Below are 15,933 nucleotides of genomic sequence, written 5' to 3'. Positions count from 1 at the left end.
GGACACGTTTGGGGGACTTTTGAGCGCTTGCTGTGGCCCGAGCCGAGACGGCGCCGCCGCCGAGCCGGACGCGCGGCCGGTGGTCGCCGTGCGGCGGGAGGCGCCGCGCGGGATGGTGCGCGTGCCCGGCGGGACGTTCCTCATGGGGGGCGACGACCCCGACGGGCGGCCCGAGGACGGCGAGGGGCCGGTGCGCGAGGTGCGGCTGGAGCCGTTCATGATCGATCCGACGTGCGTCACGAACGCGCAGTTCGCCACGTTCGTGAAGGAGACCGGGTACGTCACCGAGGCGGAGCGGATCGGCTGGTCGTTCGTGTTCGCCCAGTTCGCCACGGGCGGGGTGATGGACGCCGCCGTGCCCGGCGCGCCCTGGTGGGCGGGCGTCGAGGGCGCGTCGTGGCGCTCGCCGGAAGGGCCGGGGTCGTCGGCCGGCGACCGGCAGAACCATCCCGTCGTGCACGTGTCCTGGAACGACGCGACCGCGTACGCGACGTGGGCGGGCAAGCGGCTGCCCACGGAGGCGGAGTGGGAGATGGCGGCCCGCGGCGGGCTTGAGCGCAGGCGTTACCCGTGGGGCGACGAACTGGCGCCCAAGGGGCGGCAGCGGTGCAACATCTGGCAGGGCCGCTTCCCCGTGGCGCCGAGCAAGGGGACGGTGCCGGTGAAGTCGTTCCAGCCCAACGGGTACGGCCTCTACAACGTCTCCGGCAACGTCTGGGAGTGGACGGCCGACTGGTGGGGCACGGCCTGGGAGCCGTTCGCCGACGACCCCGCCGGGCCCGCGCAGGGCACGGCCAGGGTGATCCGCGGCGGCTCGTACCTGTGCCACGACTCCTACTGCAACCGCTACCGCGTGGCCGCCCGCACCTCCAACACGCCTGACTCCTCCACCGGGCACACGGGTTTCCGCTGTGCGGCCCTAGTCTGATCGCATGTCACGAACCCTGCGACTGTTGATCACCGGCGGCGGCACCGGTGGTCACACCTATCCGGCTCTGACCACGCTGTCGGCCGTCCAGCGGCGCCAGGTGCCCCACGACGTGCTCTGGGTGGGCACGGCCAGCGGCCTGGAGGCGCGGATCACCTCCGAGCACGGCATCCCGTTCAAGGCCATCACCACAGGAAAGCTGCGCCGCCGTCCGAACCTCAAAGAGCTGGGCACCAATATCGCCGACGTCTTCCGCATCCCGATCGGAGTGCTGCAGGCGGTGGGGCACGCGGCCCGCTACCTGCCGGACGTGGTCCTGTCGACCGGAGGGTACGTGGCGGTGCCCATCGGGGTCGCGGCCAAGCTGATCCGCCGGCCGCTGGTGATGCACGAGCAGACGACCGTCGTGGGGCTGGCCAACCGCATCCTCGCCAGGCTGGCGACCAGGATCGCGCTGTCGCACGAGTCGTCGCTGGACTACCTGCCCGCCTCCGCGCGGCCCAAGGCCGTGGTGACGGGAAACCCGATCAGGCCCGAGCTGCTGCAGGGCAACCGGGCGGCGGCGTACGACCTGTTCGGGCTGACGTTCGAGGTGCCGCTGATCTACGTGACGGGCGGCGCGCAGGGCAGCAAGCAGGTCAACACGCTGATCGCGGAGGTCCTGCCGCGGCTGCTGCCGCACGCGCAGGTCGTGCACCAGTGCGGGCCCGCGTGGATCGACCAGCTGCGGGCCGTCGCGCTGCCCGTGGACCTGGCCGATCGCTACCATCCGGTGCCGTACGTCGGCGCGGAGCTGGCCGACCTGTTCGCCGCCGCGGACGTGGTGATCTCCCGCAGCGGGGCGGGGACGGTGTCGGAGCTGACGGCCATCGGCAAGCCTGCCGTGCTGGTCCCCCTGATCCCCACCGGGGGCGACGAGCAGCGCAAGAACGCCGCCTACCTGGTCCAGGCGGGGGCGGCGCGGGCCCTGCTGGAGCCGCATCCGTCGGCCGAGCAGCTGCTGGCCGAGCTGATGCCGCTGCTGGCCGACCCGGGGCTGCGCCAGACGATGGGCCAGGCGTCGGCCAAGCTCGGCCGCGTGGACGCCGCCGACGCCCTGTGCGACCTCCTTCTGGAGACCGCCCGCCCCGTCTGACGGGCTCCCCGCCTCTCCTGAGCCGCCCCACCGCGCTTTGAGGTCCTTCGGGATCGGCGCTGTGGGGCCATGACGTGCGCGTTTAGGTAGTTATACTGGTATATCGCCGAATGCCAGATTCCTCCCGGATCGGTGCCGCAGACGCGTGCCAGAGCCTGGGCTCCGCAGGTGACGCGGTGAAGGGCAGGGGATGGGGATGCGCGAACAGCGTGCGCCGGGTCTGCGGTTCAGGGGGGCGGGCCAGGTTTCCGAGAAGCGGAAACGGCTCCTGGCGCTGGCCGGTGACGACCTGTGGGGGATCGAGCTGCTCCGGTTCGCGATCCAGCAGGCGGTCGCCGAGCTCGCCGGCCTGGGCGGCATGGTGCACCTCGGCAGTCCCGGCTACGGTGGCGGGCTGCGCCTGGCGGTGACCAGCGGGCTGCCTCCGGCCCTCACCCAGGCTTGGGAGCGCGTCGACGGGAACGGCCCGCTCGCCCCGGCACGCGCGTTCCGCGACGGCGTGTTCGTACAGGCCTCTTTGTCGAACGTTGACCGTGGGATGCCCGAGCCCGGCGGGGCGGCGAACGGGCGGCCAGATGGGCGGCAGGACGGGGCCAGGGCCGGATCCTGGCCGGCCGGCACGGCGATGGCGGCCGTGCCGCTGCTCGGCCCCGGCGGGCCGGTCGGCACGCTGTCGGTCGTGACGCTCTCCACGCACCGGCCGTCGGCCGGGCGACGGGCCTTCCTCGACACCCTGGGCCGATGGGCGGGCGAGCGCCTGGGCAAGTCCTCCACGCCCGATCCGGCCCTCACGGAGCAGCAGGAACAGCCCACCGGCTCGCATCTGCCGCAGGAGCTGCAGGCGGTGGGCACGTGGGACTGGGACATCCGCACCGGTGACATCAGCTGGAACGACGCGATGCCCACGGTGCTCGGCCTCGATCCGGACACCGTCGACGGCCGGATCGACACCTGGATGGGCACCATCCACCCCGAAGACCTCCCGTGGGTGCTGTCCGACATGGACGAGGCGATCTACACGGGCAGGATGCACAGCACCGAGTACCGGGTGTGCCACCCCGACGGGACGACCGGCTGGGTGCGGGTCCGCGGCAGATTGGTGCGCGACGACCACGGCGAGCCGGCACGCATGATCGGCACGCTGTGGGACGTCTCCAGGACCCACGACGTCCTGGACGCGATCACCGAACCGCAGGCGCGCAACGCCGAGAGCTCTTCCGCGGAGCGGGCCTCCCATATCAGGCGGCTGGCCGGCGCGCTGGCCGAGGCGGTCACCGTCCGCGACGTCGTGGCCGCCTCCGCCGATCACATCCTGCCGTCGTTCGGCGCCTCCGGGCTGATGCTCGCCCTCCTGGAGGGCGAGCACCTGCGGCCGGTCGGGTCCACCGGGTATCCCAAGGAGTTCGTCGACCGGATAGCCCAGATGCCGGTCTCCTGGGGGTTCCCGATCACGGTGGTCCTGCGGGAGCGCACCCCGATGTTCATCAGCTCGTCCGAGGAGTACGTCGAACGCTATCCCGCGACGGCCGACATCCCGGCGGTGGGAGGCAAGCAGGCGTGGGCCTTCCTGCCGCTGATCGCCTCGGGACGCCCGGTGGGCAGCTGTGTCGTCGGCTTCACCGATCCGCGCCAGTTCACCGGCGTGGAGCGCAACCTGCTCACCACGCTCAGCGGGCTGATCGCCCAGGCCATGGAACGGGCGCGCCTGTACGACAGGGAGCACACGCGCGCCCGGGAGCTGCAGCGCGGGCTGCTCCCGCGTGAGCTGCCCAGGCTGCCCGCGGTCACCGCCGCGGCCCGCTACCTGCCCGCCGGCAAGGACATGGAGGTGGGCGGCGACTGGTACGACATCATCCCGCTGTCGGCGGACCGGGTCGCCATCGTCATCGGCGACGTCATGGGGCACGGCGTGGCCGAGGCGGTCACCATGGCCCGCCTGCGCACCGCGGTGCGCACCCTGGCCGACCTGGAGCTGTCTCCCGACGAGCTGCTCTCCCACCTCAACGACCTGGTCAGCGAGCTCGGCGACGACTTCTACGCCACCTGCCTGTACCTGGTCTACGACGCCACCACCCGCTCGTGTGTCCTCACCCGCGCCGGCCATCCCCCGCCCGCCGTGGTCCGCCCCGACGGCACCGTGCTCTTCCCCGAGGCCGATCCGAACTCGCCCCTCGGCGCGGCCGCCCCGCCCTTCGACACCGTGGAAATGGAACTGCCCGAAGGCAGCCTGCTGGTGCTCTACACCGACGGCCTGGTCGAATCCTCCACCATGGACATCGACCAGGGCATGGCCCAGCTCGCCAGGGCGCTCAGGGGCACGATCTCCGGGGCGCCGGCCGGGCACCGGGAGCACGCCGCCGAGCCGGACGCGACGGGGCTCGACTGCCTCGAATGCCTCGAATCCCTGTGCGACAGCATCACCGCCGCCCTGCTGCCCGGCAGGCAGGGGACCGCCGACGACGACGCCGCCCTGCTGGTCGTCCGCACCCACGCGCTGCCGAGCGACGACATGGCCACCTGGCCGCTGCCCGAGCACCCCAAGGCCGCCGGCGAGGCCCGCGAACACGTCCGCGCCCAGCTCAGCGCCTGGCACCTGGACGACCTGTCGATGACCACCGAGCTGCTGGCCAGCGAGCTGGTCGGCAACGTCGTCCGGCACGCCAAGGGCCCCATCCACCTGCGCCTGCTCCGCACCGACGTGCTCACCTGCGAAGTCTCCGACGGCAGCCTCACCACGCCCCGCATCCGCCGCGCCGCCGAGACCGACGAGGGCGGCCGCGGGCTCCAGCTGGTCGCCGCGATCTCCCGGCGCTGGGGCACCCGCTACACCGCCACCGGCAAATCCATCTGGACCGAACAGCCGTTGAACCCCGAATCACCCACCCTGATCCCCGAGCAGGCCGGCCTGGACCTGTACGACCTGCTGGACGACGAGTGAGGCGCTACGGACGGTCGAGGTGGCGGAAGGCTTCGTGGGCGGAGGTGACGCTGCGGCGCAGCGCCTGCTCCAGCCGGTCCGCGTCCTGCGACAGCCGCTCCAGCTCCGGCACCGCGAACCCGTCGGCCCCCGTCTCCGCCACCAGCTCCTCGTACTGGTGCAGCCGCCCCCGCAGCTCCTCGATCTGGTGGCGGGCCTGGTACGCGCGCTCGGCGTCCGCCACGTTGGACGCGTAACGCTCCAGCCCCTCGACGCGGGCCAGCACGGCCGCCTCGCTGCTGTCGAGCGCCCGCGCGAGGGGTTCGGCCACGGCCTCCACCTCGGGCGTGAGCCCCTTGGAGACGGTCTCCCTGTGCTTGGTGCGCAGCGCGGACAGTTTGGCCAGCAGCCGGGCGATCTCCCACTCCTGGGCGGGCAGCATCACCGCGTTGCGCACGTCGTCGAGCAGGCCCTCGGCGTTGACCCGGGACTCGGTCACGGTGTCGATGGCGCGCTGGGCGCGGGCGAGCAGTCGGGCGGAGGACTCGTCGAGGTCGTCGACGAGCACGTAGCGGCCCTCGTACCAGCACAGTTGCTCGTAGACCTCGCGCTCGTACTCCTCCTCGTCGTCGTCGGGCAGGTCGTTGCGGACGAACAGCACGATCATCAGAGGGATGCCTAAGAGCACGAGCATCAGCAGGCCGAGGCCCTTGCCGACCAGGCCGCTGCCGGCCATCACGCCGAAGAGCGCCACCGATCCGAACGCCGCGATTATCCGGTACTGCGCGCTCGATATGGCCCGCCTCGACTCCGGGACCCAGCCCTGGCGCATCTTGGTCAGCACCCGCCGGCTGTCCCTGAGCAACTGCGCGTCATCCGGCGGTACCTCGGGGTCTACCACCACATCCGCCACAGAACCGGATCCTAAGGGAAGTCACCCCCTCAGGTGGCGAAAAGCTTCGTGCGCGGAGCTGACGCTGTCGCGGAGGGCCTGTTCGAGGCGGTCGGCGTCGTCGGACAACCGGCTCAGCTCCGGCACGGCCGCCCCGTCGGCACCCGACTCGGCGAGGAGCTCCTCGTAGCGGGGCAGCTTGGCGTTGAGGCGTTCGATCTGGTGCCGGGCGCGGTAGGCGCGCTCGGCGTCGGCGACGTGGCCGGCGTAACGTTCCAGCGCCTCCACGCGCGCGATCACGGCCTGCTGGCTGCTGTCGAGCGCCTGGGCGAGGGGTTCGGCGACGGCGGCGACCTCGGGGGTGAGCCCTTCGGCGACGACCTCCTCGTGCTCGGCCCGCAGCTCCGACAGCTTGGCCAGCAGCCGGGCGATCTCCCACTCCTGGGCGGGCAGCATCACGGCGTTGCGCACGTCGTCGAGCAGGCCCTCGGCGTTGACGCCGGAGGACATGACCTGGTCGATGGCGGTCTGGGCGCGGATCATGAGGGCCCTGGCGGGCTCGTCGAGCTGCTCGCGCATGACGTAGCGGCCCTCATGCCTGCGGGCGCCGTCGTAGACCGCCCGCTCCAGCGCGTGCGCGCGCTCCACCTCGGCGTCGGGCCTGGGCCTGAGCAGGACGCTGACGACGAGCAGGGCGGCGCCGGTCATGATGACGGCGAAGGGGGTGTAGCGGCCGGCGACGAACAGGGCCAGGCCGTAGACGGCCGCGACCGCGGCAGTGCCGGTGGCCGCCAGCCTGGTCACGATGCCGACCAGCGGGCGGCGGCGCCTGTGCGCGGGCACCCAGCCGGCGCGGATGCGTACGAGGAGTTTGCGGTTGTCACGTAAGAGGGCCGCCACGTCGTCGGCCACCGCCGGATCGACTATCACCTTCGTATGACGTCCGGGCACGTTATCGATCCTATGTCCGCGTGTCAGCCTTCGAGATAGCGGAACGCCTCGTGGGCGGACTGGACGCTGCGCCGTAAGGTGCGTTCGAGCACGTCGGCGTCCTCGGCCAGGCGCTCGATCTCGGGTACGGCGAGCTTGTCCGCGCCCGACTCCGCCAGCAGTTCCTCGTAGCGCGGCAGCCGGGCGCGCAGCTCCTCGATCTGGCCGCGGGCGTGGTAGGCGCGCTCGGCCTCGGCGACGTGGCCGGCGTAACGTTCCAGCGCCTCCACGCGGGCGACGACGGCGGCCTCGCTGTTGACCAGGGCCCGTTCGAGCGGCTCGATCACCGCGACGACCTCGGGCGCGATGCCCCTGGCCAGCAGCTCCCGGTGTTCCAGGCGCAGCGCCGACAGCTTGGCGAGCAGGCGGGCGATCTCCCACTCCTGGGCGGGCAGCATCACGGCGTTGCGGGCGTCGTCGAGCAGTCCTTCGGCGTTGACGTGGGAGCGCAGCACGGACCCGATGGCCCGCTGCGCCCTGACCAGGACGGCGCGGGCCTCCTGGTCGAAGTCCTCGGGCAGCAGGTAGCGGCCGTCGTACCAGCGGGCCTGCTCGTAGATGCCGCGCTCCTGCGGCCGGTCGTCCTCGGGCACCTCGTTCATGGAGGCGATCTTGACGAGGACGACGAAGACGTACGTGCCGAGCAGCACGAACCCGGCCGGCGCGAACCGCGAGGCGAGCAGGAGGGCCATGAGCGCGACCACGAAGGGGGTGGCGGCCAGGAGCATGGCGCTGGACGGGCTCTTGCGGCGCGACGCGGGCGGCTCCGCGGGCGGCACCCATCCGGACCTGACCCTGGACAGCAGCGAGGCGTTGGCACGCAGCAGTCCGGCTACTTCCGGAGGCACTCCGGGATCGACGACCACACCCACGCTCTGTCCTGGCACCCTGGCGCCCCCAACGCTCGCGATGTTCGGATATTACGTAACATTCCGCCGAAGTGTCAGCCTCGGAAAGGTCAGTCGGGGGGACCTGTGGAGGCGATCGCGGGACGCGTCCATGACCGGCAGGGCTCGTCACGGCGGCCTCCACCAGCACCGCGACGGCCACCCCACCCTTTTAAGACGCGCGGGACCCGCTCGCCGTTGCTTTCGGACGCGCAACATGATCGTAGCCACGAGGGTAACCACCCACGCGGCCCGGCGTCAGCCCCCGGATGGTCGGCGCGAGGGCCAGGGCGGCGGCCACGCAGGCGACCGGGATGGCGGGCAGGACGTAGCGGTGGTCGAAGTCGAGGGCGGCCACCGGCGCCACGAGCAGGAACATCGCGAACGCCCTGGCCAGGTCGTTGTGGGCGAACCGGTCGCCGGGCAGGCGGTTGAGCGAGGCCCGCGGGTCCCAGACGTACTCGGAGGCGGCGTCCAGGACGGTGCCGTTCGGGCAGAGCGCGGCCTGGTCCGGGGGCGGCTCGATGATCGAGCAGTCGGCGAAGGTCATGGTGCGGGCCCACAGGGCGACGCCGTCCGAGCCGCTCAGCGCGAACCTGCCGTGGTGCTGGGCGTACCAGCCGGCGTAGACGGCCAGCGGCAGCGCGCCCGCCGCCACCAGCGCGAGTGACGCCCGCCACGGCACCCGCCGCTGCGTGTCCGACAGCACGGCGTGCTCCAGGCGCACGAACGCCGGGTCGAACAGCACCGGCGCCGCCGCCGGCGCCGCGCCCCCGGCCGGGCACCGACCGGCGGCGGAGCAGCAGGTAGATCAGCACGCCGACGGCCAGCCCCATCGCGTGCTGGACCCCTGCCACGAGCTCCACGCTCCGGAAGGGCCGCAGCGCCCACAGGAACCACGAATAGCCCGCCGGGTGGAAGGCTCCCCGCGGCCGCAGGCGCACCGCCGTTTCCAGGTACGTGAACGAGTCGTACCAATAGAGCCGAGCCGTGTCGTACCCCAGCATGACCAGCGCGCGCAGCGCGGCGGCGAGCACGAGCACGCACCCGAACAGCCCAATGAGAGTGATGGTGGGGGCTGGTGGCTGTGCGGGCCTCGTTGCGGCGGCCGCCTGAGACGCAAAGAGGCCCTGGGCTCCCCTCGCGGAGGAGGGGAGCCCAGGGCCTTGCGCTTCTTCTTGTTCTTGCCGCCGCCGAACGACTTGGAGATCCCGGCGGGGTTGTCGCCGGGGACGGTGGTGAGGCCGTCGCCGCTCAGCACGACGGTGTTGACGTTGATGTCGCCGGCGACCATGTGGGACGGAGCCAGGGGTTCAAGACGGTACCGGGGCCGTCCCAGGAATGAACCCGACATGTTCCACCCGATCACCCCAAAAAGGCTCGGGCGCCGAAACAGTACCGCGATCTCTCATTGTGCGAGTGGCGTTCCAGAGTTAGCTTCAGCCGCATGGCACAGTGGTGTGCTTGCCCTGAACTGATGGCAGAGCTGGACTGCACGCGACAGCCTCCCCAGCCTTCTTACAGGCATGGAACACGACAACGAAGCCGACCCCACCGGGTCGGAGGAGAACGAGACTCCAGCTCAGTCTGGCTGGGATATCCCCGGTCTGGTGCTCTTCTTGAACGCCACGACCGCAGGCCTTGGCGGCCTCTATATCGCTACACATTCCGTGCTCGTCACCTTGGTCGCTGCGGCTCTGGTGGCGGCGCTGGCGGGGTGCATGGCCCTGCGGGGCCGTCGGACCAGCGGCTGAGCAATGGGTAGCGCCGACCCTGCTGCGGCTGCAGGCGAGTTGCCGTCAGGCGAGTCGAGCCCTGTACGGACCAGTAGCGGATCTACGAATGCCGCCTTTGAGGAGTACGTTCGGATTGATCTCTCCCGCCTCACCGCATTCATGATCAACCAAGGCTGCCGGTTTCATGAGGCGGAAGAGATTGTCGCCGAAACGATGCTGCGGGTCTACGAGAAGTGGTCAGAGATCGCGTCGCCCAAGTCCTACGCTCGGACGACCGCGACACGCCTGATGATCGAATGGCGCAATCGGCTAAAACGGGGGCGCCAACTGGAAGAACAGGCTGACTGGGGGAACGATGATCGACGCGATCAGGATGAGATCACCTCCCGAATCGACAACCTCGAACATGTCCAGGCTCTCAACCAGCTGACCGCCCTGCAGCGGATGGTGCTTTCATGGACTCTGGACGGCTTCACCAGCGCGGAAATCGCCGAACGGATATCCGCGATCCGGGAGCGCAAGATGACCCAGGCGACTGTCCGCTCCGTTCGAAGGCACGCGCGACGACGGCTGGAGCAGCTGCGGTCGGCTCGAAGCGAGGAAGGAGGCCGCCCATGAGTGGTGACACGGCTCCGGACGCCTTCAGCAGCCTCCAGAATTCACATGAGGACCTTGTCGGCTACCTGGACGAGATAGTCGATGTCGAGCGGACTCTCGCCCAGACCCAGGCGCGCGCACAACGGTCGGCCGCAGGACTCCGCCAGCACGAGACTCCTATTGCAGATACACGCCACCACGATCAGACACAACCCAGGCCTGCTCCTGCCGAACGGGGCGGCGGCGTCGAGGTCACGCTTCTAGCGGACGGACACATCGCGGTTCGCGACTCTAAGAAACACGACGGCCCCGTCCTCATCTTCACGCTGGCGGAGTGGAACAAATTCATCCAAGGCGTCAAGATGGGCGAATACGACACTCCGGAGGACGAATACGCAAGCGGCAGCCGGATGATTCCACCCGGAGCGTCAGACCAAGATCGGGCACCGGACATAGATGCGCCAACTCGATCTCACAGTGTGAGCTGATGATCATGACCGACTGACAGTGATGGTGTAGGTGAGCGCTTCCCGCCAGGGTCTGACCCACCGACTGACTGACCTCGGGTCCTCAACGGGATCTGTCGTCCCCGGCCGGGAAGCGCTCATGTGCACTCACCGGACGTGGCGCCTGTGACTTCATAGGAGCCTGGCCAGAGGCCCCATCACTGTCTTGTCCGCGTTGCCCGGCTGGTGCGTGCCGCCCTGCCCCGGTCAAGACGACAGGACGACGATGACCCCCATTACACCCCACAACGCGCCGCTCGCCGAAGTCGCCGGCGGTGTGGACACCCACCAAGACACCCACACCGCCGCCGTGATCGATGTGGTCGGCCGGGTGCTGGGCACCGAGCAGTTCCCCGCCACCCCGGCCGGATACACCGCCCTGCTGGCATGGATGCGCACCTTCGGGCAGCTGACGCGCATCGGGGTCGAGGGCACCGGCGTCTACGGAGCCGGGCTCACCCGCCGGCTGCAGGCCGAACACATCGACGTCATCGAGATCGACCGGCCCGACCGCAAAACCCGACGGTTCCAAGGCAAGTCCGACCCGATCGACGCCATCGCCGCCGCCAAGACAGCACTGTCCGGCGACCGGACCGGCACTCCCAAACAGCGCGACGGCCGGGTGGAAGCCCTGCGCTGCCTGCGCATCGCCCGCCGCTCGGCCGTCGACCAGCGCGCCAACACCCAACGCCAGATCAAGACCCTGATCGTCACGGCTCCCGACCATCTGCGCTCGCAGCTACGCGGCCTGCCCACCGGCAAGCTGATCGCAACCTGCGCCACCCTGCGACCCGATCACGCCCACGCCCACGACCACGCCCACGACCCAGCCACCGCGACGATGATCGCGCTCGCCTGCCTGGCCCGCCGCCACCAGCAGCTCACCTCAGAGATCAACGACCTCGACGAACTGCTGGAACCCCTCGTGGCCGCCATCAACCCCGCCCTGCTCGCCGTGCACGGCGTCGGACCCGACACCGCCGGCCAACTCCTGGTCACCGCCGGAGAGAACCACGACCGTCTCGACTCCGAAGCCGCCTTCGCCATGCTCTGCGGCGTCGCCCCGATCCCCGCCTCCTCCGGCAAAACCCACCGGCACCGCCTCAACCGCGGCGGCGATCGCCAAGCCAACGCGGCCTTGTACCGCATCGCCCTCGTCCGCCTGCGCTGGGACCCACGCACCCGCGCCTACATGGACCGACGCACCCAAGACGGCCTGTCCAAGAAAGAGATCATCCGCTGTCTCAAGCGCTACATCGCCCGCGAGCTCTACCAGATCATCACCAGAAACGATCATGGTCCCAACGATTGACATCAATAGGAGCATCCCCATCGCCCAGGCATCAAGCAGGAAGACGGCATCGTTCTGGATCAGTCTCGGCGCGGGGATCTCGAGTGGATGACCAGGACTTGGTGATGTCCAAAAATCCATGTCCCCACCGTGGATGGACATGCGAAGCCCCGCCGTGGGGCGGCCATGCAAGACAAAGCCGCCCCACGGCGTGGGCCAAACTTCCCAAGCTGGCCTTCTCTCACAAGGCGGCCATCGGGCGTGCTCAATAAGCCACTCGGCGACCTCATTTCCGGTCGAAAGGAGGAACCCCCGGCCCCGCAGCCAGAGGTTCCAGGGCTGAGCGCGGGCCCTACTCCTCCGTTCCCCGTCTATGGCGTCGTGGTCGGGGTGACCGTCGCGGCCGACCTCGTGGGCGATGACGTGGGAGAGGCTGTCGTGGAGGCCTGCGGTGAGGCGGAGGGGTCGGGAAGGTCACCCGGGAGGAGCTTGGGCTTGCCGCTGATGCAGGAGTCCACGAAGAACCTTTACCTGCGCCCTCCAACCGACGGCAGTGCTGCCGTCTTCGTAGTCACCGGGCACGTCACTTCCAGCACTGTTTCCCTCGAACGCACGCTCGCAGCGCGCCTTGTCGATGTGCGCCTCCTGGGAGTACAGCAGCTTGTAGGTGTCCACACCTCGGCTGGCCACCTTGTGCAGATAGCTCATGCGCTCGTCGTACGTGGAGCCACAGCCGGCGACGGCGATGACAGCGGCGGCCGCGGTCGTGGCGGCACTCTTGCGACGGGGGAAGCTCATGGCGCCTCATCGTGGCGTCACACACCGGCACAACTATGCCACTCTCCAAAGTTGGAATCGTGTGCATGATCATGCAGAGTCGCAGCGGGCCAGGACCACCGTGGTGCCGGTGTCCAGGAGCGCCAGCACAGTATCGGCGCCATCCTGGTCCCCCTACCAGGGGAACCCGGCACGAAGAGAGGCCCCCGGCCCCCTCAAAATTGGCGAATTCCAGGGGTCGTCGCAACACAGTGATCAATTGTTACCGTCGAGAAGCATAGCGAGACGCTCGGTAGGGCTGCCCTGGCCGAGCGTCTTTCGCTATTGGCGTGGGCCGCCCTCACCTTGGGTCTAGATGCCGTGATCGAACGTGTGACCAGCCCAAGAGAGCGCGTCTGCCCAGGGCATAGCTATTCGAACGGTTGAGGAGCGCGGGTGGACGATGAGCTCCTCCCTTCGGCGATCATGGTTTTGATCTGGGCACGTAGCGCCGGCCACATGTCGCCGAGGATCGTGGGCGCGTTGGCGAGCACATCCAGGCGGTCAGGCCAAGTGCGTCCCGGCATGGCCTCGTCCAGAGCCCGGGCCGCCCAGAAGCGGCGCGAAACAGGATGGTCCTCCGCAAGAACCGCTCCTTGCTCGTCACGCCTATCGTCCATGAGCCGGGCCAGGAGCGGCGTCAGGCCGGCCCCTGCTCGCCTTGCATCACCGCCGCCGGTCACCAGGCGGTCGAGCGCCTCCCGGACCATCGGTTCGCCCGTCAGGCCAGTTGCCGCGACGTAGGCGTTGACGACGCGATGGATCACCGCGTGCTGTACGGGCTCGGGTGCCAGGCGCAGCCGAACGTCCAGATCGGGATCGACGCCACCCAATGCGCTCGGAGCACGCGGGTCATCCGGGATGGTCTCCTCCAGCAGCAGTCGTGGCGCGCTCGCGTCAGGCAGATCGAGTCTCACTCCGGTGACGGCTTCGACGACGGCCATTGCGGCCGCCTGCCATTCGCCAGGTTCGGCCGCCGCCTCCAGAACCGTGAGCTCTGTATCTAGTACGTGCGGAGTCTTACCCCATCGCTCACCGGGAAACTTCGGGTCCAACTCGGTGACAATCGTGCCGTAAGCGGCGTATGTCAGCCTGGCCGTCCAGTTGACGTTCCAGAAAAGGCTCAGCGCGCGGGCTCCGTCACTCAGCCGCCGCAACACCTCCGGACGGTTGCCCTGGTAGCCGTTGTCCTCGTAGAGGACGAACGACGCGTCGTCGTGGCTGATGTAGAAAGCCCCTTCGTAGTCGGCTTCGTCCACATTGTCGTCGGGCTCTGGCTCCAGGTCCTCGGCCCGTCCGCCGAGTCGCTCGGCGATGGCCTCGACGGTTAAGGGGGAGGCGATCGGCTGCACGACAGTCCAGCAGGTGGCCTGTGCGAGATAGGGGTTGCGCTGCAGGAAATCGGCATACCGGCGCTGCGTCTCGTCAATCACTGGGGCAGTATGTCCACCCTCACCGACAATTGGGCGACAGCATAAATGTGTTGCCGACGTTCGGGCCGGGGCCGAGGTCGAGCGGCACCCCCGAAGGCGGTGCACACTGCCAAAACAGCGGTGTCACGTCCTCCTCCGGAGGATTCCCGGGGATTTCATGAGCTGTCGACGGCCAGCAGCATGGCGAGACGCTCGGCTGGGGTTTCCCAGCCGAGCATCTTTCTTGGTCTGGCGTTAAGTTCGGTGGCGACGGCGTCGAGCTGGTCGCGGGTGTGGACCGACAGGTCGGTGCCTTTGGGGAAGTACTGGCGCAGCAGGCCGTTCGTGTTCTCATTTGAGCCGCGCTGCCAGGGGCTGGCCGGGTCGCAGAAGTAGACGGGCATGTCGGCGGCGACGGAGAACTCGTGGTGACGACCCATCTCACTGCCCTGGTCCCAGGTCAGAGGGCGCTTGAGATGCCCGGGTAGCGTCGCGACAGTGTCCAGCAGGGCGTCGCGCATACGCTCGGCGCTGCGGTCGATCGGCAGGTGGACGAGCATCACGTAGCGGGTGGTGCGCTCGACCAGCGTGCCGATGGCCGAGCTGCCGTTCTTGCCGATGATGTTCGCAGTCCCCTTCCCAGTGGCCGGGGACGGTCCGGTCGTCAGCTTCGGCGGGCCGCTCGCTGATCATGACCATGGGCGTGCTGTAGCGGGGCTGGCGCTGCTGGGCCAAGCGGCGCGGCTTGCGCATGGCGCGGCCGGTACGCAGCGCCCGGGTCAGCTCGCGGCGCAGCTCGCGCGGCCGCGCGCGGAGATGAGGAGTCTTGAGGGGATTGAGGGGATGGGGTCCGCCTTTCCCGGACGCTACCGCCGGTTTTCCCGGACCCTTCGGTCTGGATTTCCGGACCCTTCGGCACGGGCGAAGGGTCCCGGTTTTCCGGACGCTTCACCACTGAAGGGTCCGGGTCCAGGAACAGTAAGCATGCGGATCAGTGCTGAGCAGCGCAAAGAGAACGAGCGCCGGATCCGGGACGTCATGGACTCGCTGCTGAGCGGGGAGATCCCTGCGGACGGAAAATGCGACGTCAAGACCCTCGCCCGAGAATCAAACGTGGACCGGACAGCTCCTACGGCACCCGGCCCTACGCCCATCTCCGCGAAGAGTTCGAGACCCTGCTCCAAGCCCAGCTCCAGGCAGGCGGCTTCCCCGACCGGCGCGACGCCCAGATCCAGCGACTCAAAGCCGAGATCGACTCGCTCAGAGAACGGCTGACCCACCGAGACCAGACGATCGCCGACCTTTCCGCCTTCAAGACCCAAGCACTCTCCCGGCTCGCCGCCCAACACGAGGAGATCCAGCGACTCCGCCGACAAGACGACCACAGCAACCGAGTACGGCGCCTGGTGTCCCGAAGCCCCTCAACCGGACCATGCAGCTGACACGGGCGACCACTCCTCCCTACGCTGTCCGGATGATCAATCCGATTGAACTCGTCATTTTCGACTGCGACGGCGTGCTCATCGACAGCGAACGCATAGCCGTGCGCCTCCACGTCGCCGTGGGTGCCGAGCTGGGCTGGCCGCTAAGAGCTGTTTCTTAGATCAGGTGCGGAGCCAGATGATCAGGGCGGCCAGAGTGACGGTGCCGAGGAAGATGTAGGCGCGTTTGTCATAACGCGTGGCCACGGCTCGGAAGTTCTTCAGCCGGTTGATCGCCCGTTCCACGACATTCCTTGCCTTGTAGCGTTCGGCGTCGAAGCCGGTGGGCCGTCCCCCGGCCGAGCCGCGCCGACGCCGGTTGGCGCGCTGATCGCGCGGCTCGGG

15 protein-coding genes and 1 pseudogene are annotated in these 15,933 nt (G+C 69.2%); 8 read left to right on the top strand and 8 right to left on the bottom strand.

Annotated features, from left to right (window positions below):
- Positions 1 to 19 precede the first annotated feature (19 nt).
- The 3 genes from ABZS69_RS15295 (at position 20) to ABZS69_RS15285 (ending at position 5,001) form a co-directional block, all read left to right on the top strand.
- On the top strand, positions 20 to 928 hold the full coding sequence (locus ABZS69_RS15295) for a formylglycine-generating enzyme family protein (RefSeq protein ID WP_355371695.1): 909 nt from the start codon (positions 20 to 22) through the stop codon (positions 926 to 928).
- Between the two features lie 4 nt (positions 929 to 932).
- Positions 933 to 2,063, top strand: a complete 1,131-nt coding sequence (locus tag ABZS69_RS15290; protein ID WP_355371692.1) for a UDP-N-acetylglucosamine--N-acetylmuramyl-(pentapeptide) pyrophosphoryl-undecaprenol N-acetylglucosamine transferase — start codon at positions 933 to 935, stop codon at positions 2,061 to 2,063.
- 196 nt (positions 2,064 to 2,259) lie between these two features.
- A complete protein-coding gene (locus ABZS69_RS15285; protein WP_355371689.1) occupies positions 2,260 to 5,001 on the top strand; it encodes a SpoIIE family protein phosphatase in 2,742 nt (913 codons plus the stop codon).
- A 4-nt stretch (positions 5,002 to 5,005) separates the two neighbouring features.
- Here ABZS69_RS15285 and ABZS69_RS15280 read toward each other — a convergent pair whose 3' ends face one another.
- The 4 genes from ABZS69_RS15280 to ABZS69_RS15265 form a co-directional block, all read right to left on the bottom strand.
- The gene (locus ABZS69_RS15280) at positions 5,006 to 5,893 is read right to left on the bottom strand and encodes a hypothetical protein (protein WP_355371686.1); all 888 of its coding nucleotides are present in this window, start codon (positions 5,891 to 5,893) and stop codon (positions 5,006 to 5,008) included.
- A gap of 21 nt (positions 5,894 to 5,914) precedes the next feature.
- The gene (locus tag ABZS69_RS15275) at positions 5,915 to 6,823 is read right to left on the bottom strand and encodes a hypothetical protein (RefSeq protein WP_355371684.1); all 909 of its coding nucleotides are present in this window, start codon (positions 6,821 to 6,823) and stop codon (positions 5,915 to 5,917) included.
- A 23-nt stretch (positions 6,824 to 6,846) separates the two neighbouring features.
- Positions 6,847 to 7,734 (bottom strand): hypothetical protein, encoded by an 888-nt coding sequence (locus ABZS69_RS15270; RefSeq protein WP_355371681.1) that lies wholly within the window; start codon positions 7,732 to 7,734, stop codon positions 6,847 to 6,849.
- Positions 7,735 to 7,921: 187 nt separating this feature from the next.
- Positions 7,922 to 8,497, bottom strand: coding sequence for a hypothetical protein (locus tag ABZS69_RS15265; protein ID WP_355371678.1), 576 nt, complete (start codon positions 8,495 to 8,497; stop codon positions 7,922 to 7,924).
- A gap of 778 nt (positions 8,498 to 9,275) precedes the next feature.
- Here ABZS69_RS15265 and ABZS69_RS15260 point away from each other — a divergent pair.
- The 4 genes from ABZS69_RS15260 to ABZS69_RS15245 all read left to right on the top strand — a co-directional run bounded on the left by ABZS69_RS15260 (position 9,276) and on the right by ABZS69_RS15245 (position 11,900).
- The gene (locus tag ABZS69_RS15260) at positions 9,276 to 9,503 is read left to right on the top strand and encodes a hypothetical protein (protein WP_355371675.1); all 228 of its coding nucleotides are present in this window, start codon (positions 9,276 to 9,278) and stop codon (positions 9,501 to 9,503) included.
- Positions 9,504 to 9,644: 141 nt separating this feature from the next.
- Positions 9,645 to 10,103 carry a sigma factor gene (locus ABZS69_RS15255; RefSeq protein ID WP_355371672.1) on the top strand — a complete coding sequence of 153 codons (459 nt, stop codon included), beginning with the start codon at positions 9,645 to 9,647 and terminating at the stop codon, positions 10,101 to 10,103.
- Positions 10,100 to 10,570 (top strand): DUF397 domain-containing protein, encoded by a 471-nt coding sequence (locus ABZS69_RS15250; RefSeq protein WP_355371670.1) that lies wholly within the window; start codon positions 10,100 to 10,102, stop codon positions 10,568 to 10,570. Before ABZS69_RS15255 ends, ABZS69_RS15250 begins: the two co-directional genes overlap by 4 nt.
- Positions 10,571 to 10,814: 244 nt before the next feature.
- Entirely contained in the window at positions 10,815 to 11,900 is a 1,086-nt protein-coding gene (locus ABZS69_RS15245; RefSeq protein WP_355371668.1) for an IS110 family transposase, read from the top strand.
- Between the two features lie 453 nt (positions 11,901 to 12,353).
- Here ABZS69_RS15245 and ABZS69_RS15240 read toward each other — a convergent pair whose 3' ends face one another.
- From ABZS69_RS15240 to ABZS69_RS15230, 3 genes and pseudogenes are all read right to left on the bottom strand, one after another.
- Positions 12,354 to 12,677, bottom strand: coding sequence for a hypothetical protein (locus ABZS69_RS15240; RefSeq protein ID WP_355371665.1), 324 nt, complete (start codon positions 12,675 to 12,677; stop codon positions 12,354 to 12,356).
- A 389-nt stretch (positions 12,678 to 13,066) separates the two neighbouring features.
- Entirely contained in the window at positions 13,067 to 14,128 is a 1,062-nt protein-coding gene (locus ABZS69_RS15235) for a DUF6461 domain-containing protein (RefSeq protein ID WP_355371662.1), read from the bottom strand.
- Positions 14,129 to 14,283: 155 nt separating this feature from the next.
- Positions 14,284 to 14,926, bottom strand: a pseudogene (locus ABZS69_RS15230) (IS30 family transposase); the annotation flags it as partial.
- 655 nt (positions 14,927 to 15,581) lie between these two features.
- Between ABZS69_RS15230 and ABZS69_RS15225 the strand changes: the two are divergent.
- Positions 15,582 to 15,710: a hypothetical protein gene (locus ABZS69_RS15225; protein WP_355371659.1), complete on the top strand. Its 129-nt coding sequence runs from the start codon at positions 15,582 to 15,584 to the stop codon at positions 15,708 to 15,710.
- 1 nt (position 15,711) lies between these two features.
- Here the strand turns inward: ABZS69_RS15225 and ABZS69_RS15220 are convergent.
- Positions 15,712 to 15,933, bottom strand: a 222-nt coding sequence (locus tag ABZS69_RS15220) for a transposase (protein ID WP_355371656.1), incomplete at its 5' end; no start/stop codon positions are given.

This window comes from Nonomuraea sp. NPDC005650 (assembly GCF_040605375.1).
In the GTDB taxonomy this organism is placed as follows: Bacteria; Actinomycetota; Actinomycetes; order Streptosporangiales; family Streptosporangiaceae; genus Nonomuraea.
The sequence above is the reverse complement of the archived record's forward strand: the minus strand, read 5'-3'. Positions and strand labels throughout refer to the sequence as shown.

Coding starts and splice junctions, on each gene's coding strand:
- ABZS69_RS15290 (WP_355371692.1), top strand. CDS start 933: ATGTCACGAACCCTGCGACTGTTGATCACCGGCGGCGGCACCGGTGGT.
- ABZS69_RS15285 (WP_355371689.1), top strand. CDS start 2,260: ATGCGCGAACAGCGTGCGCCGGGTCTGCGGTTCAGGGGGGCGGGCCAG.
- ABZS69_RS15260 (WP_355371675.1), top strand. CDS start 9,276: ATGGAACACGACAACGAAGCCGACCCCACCGGGTCGGAGGAGAACGAG.
- ABZS69_RS15255 (WP_355371672.1), top strand. CDS start 9,645: ATGATCAACCAAGGCTGCCGGTTTCATGAGGCGGAAGAGATTGTCGCC.
- ABZS69_RS15250 (WP_355371670.1), top strand. CDS start 10,100: ATGAGTGGTGACACGGCTCCGGACGCCTTCAGCAGCCTCCAGAATTCA.
- ABZS69_RS15245 (WP_355371668.1), top strand. CDS start 10,815: ATGACCCCCATTACACCCCACAACGCGCCGCTCGCCGAAGTCGCCGGC.
- ABZS69_RS15240 (WP_355371665.1), bottom strand. CDS start 12,677: ATGAGCTTCCCCCGTCGCAAGAGTGCCGCCACGACCGCGGCCGCCGCT.
- ABZS69_RS15225 (WP_355371659.1), top strand. CDS start 15,582: ATGATCAATCCGATTGAACTCGTCATTTTCGACTGCGACGGCGTGCTC.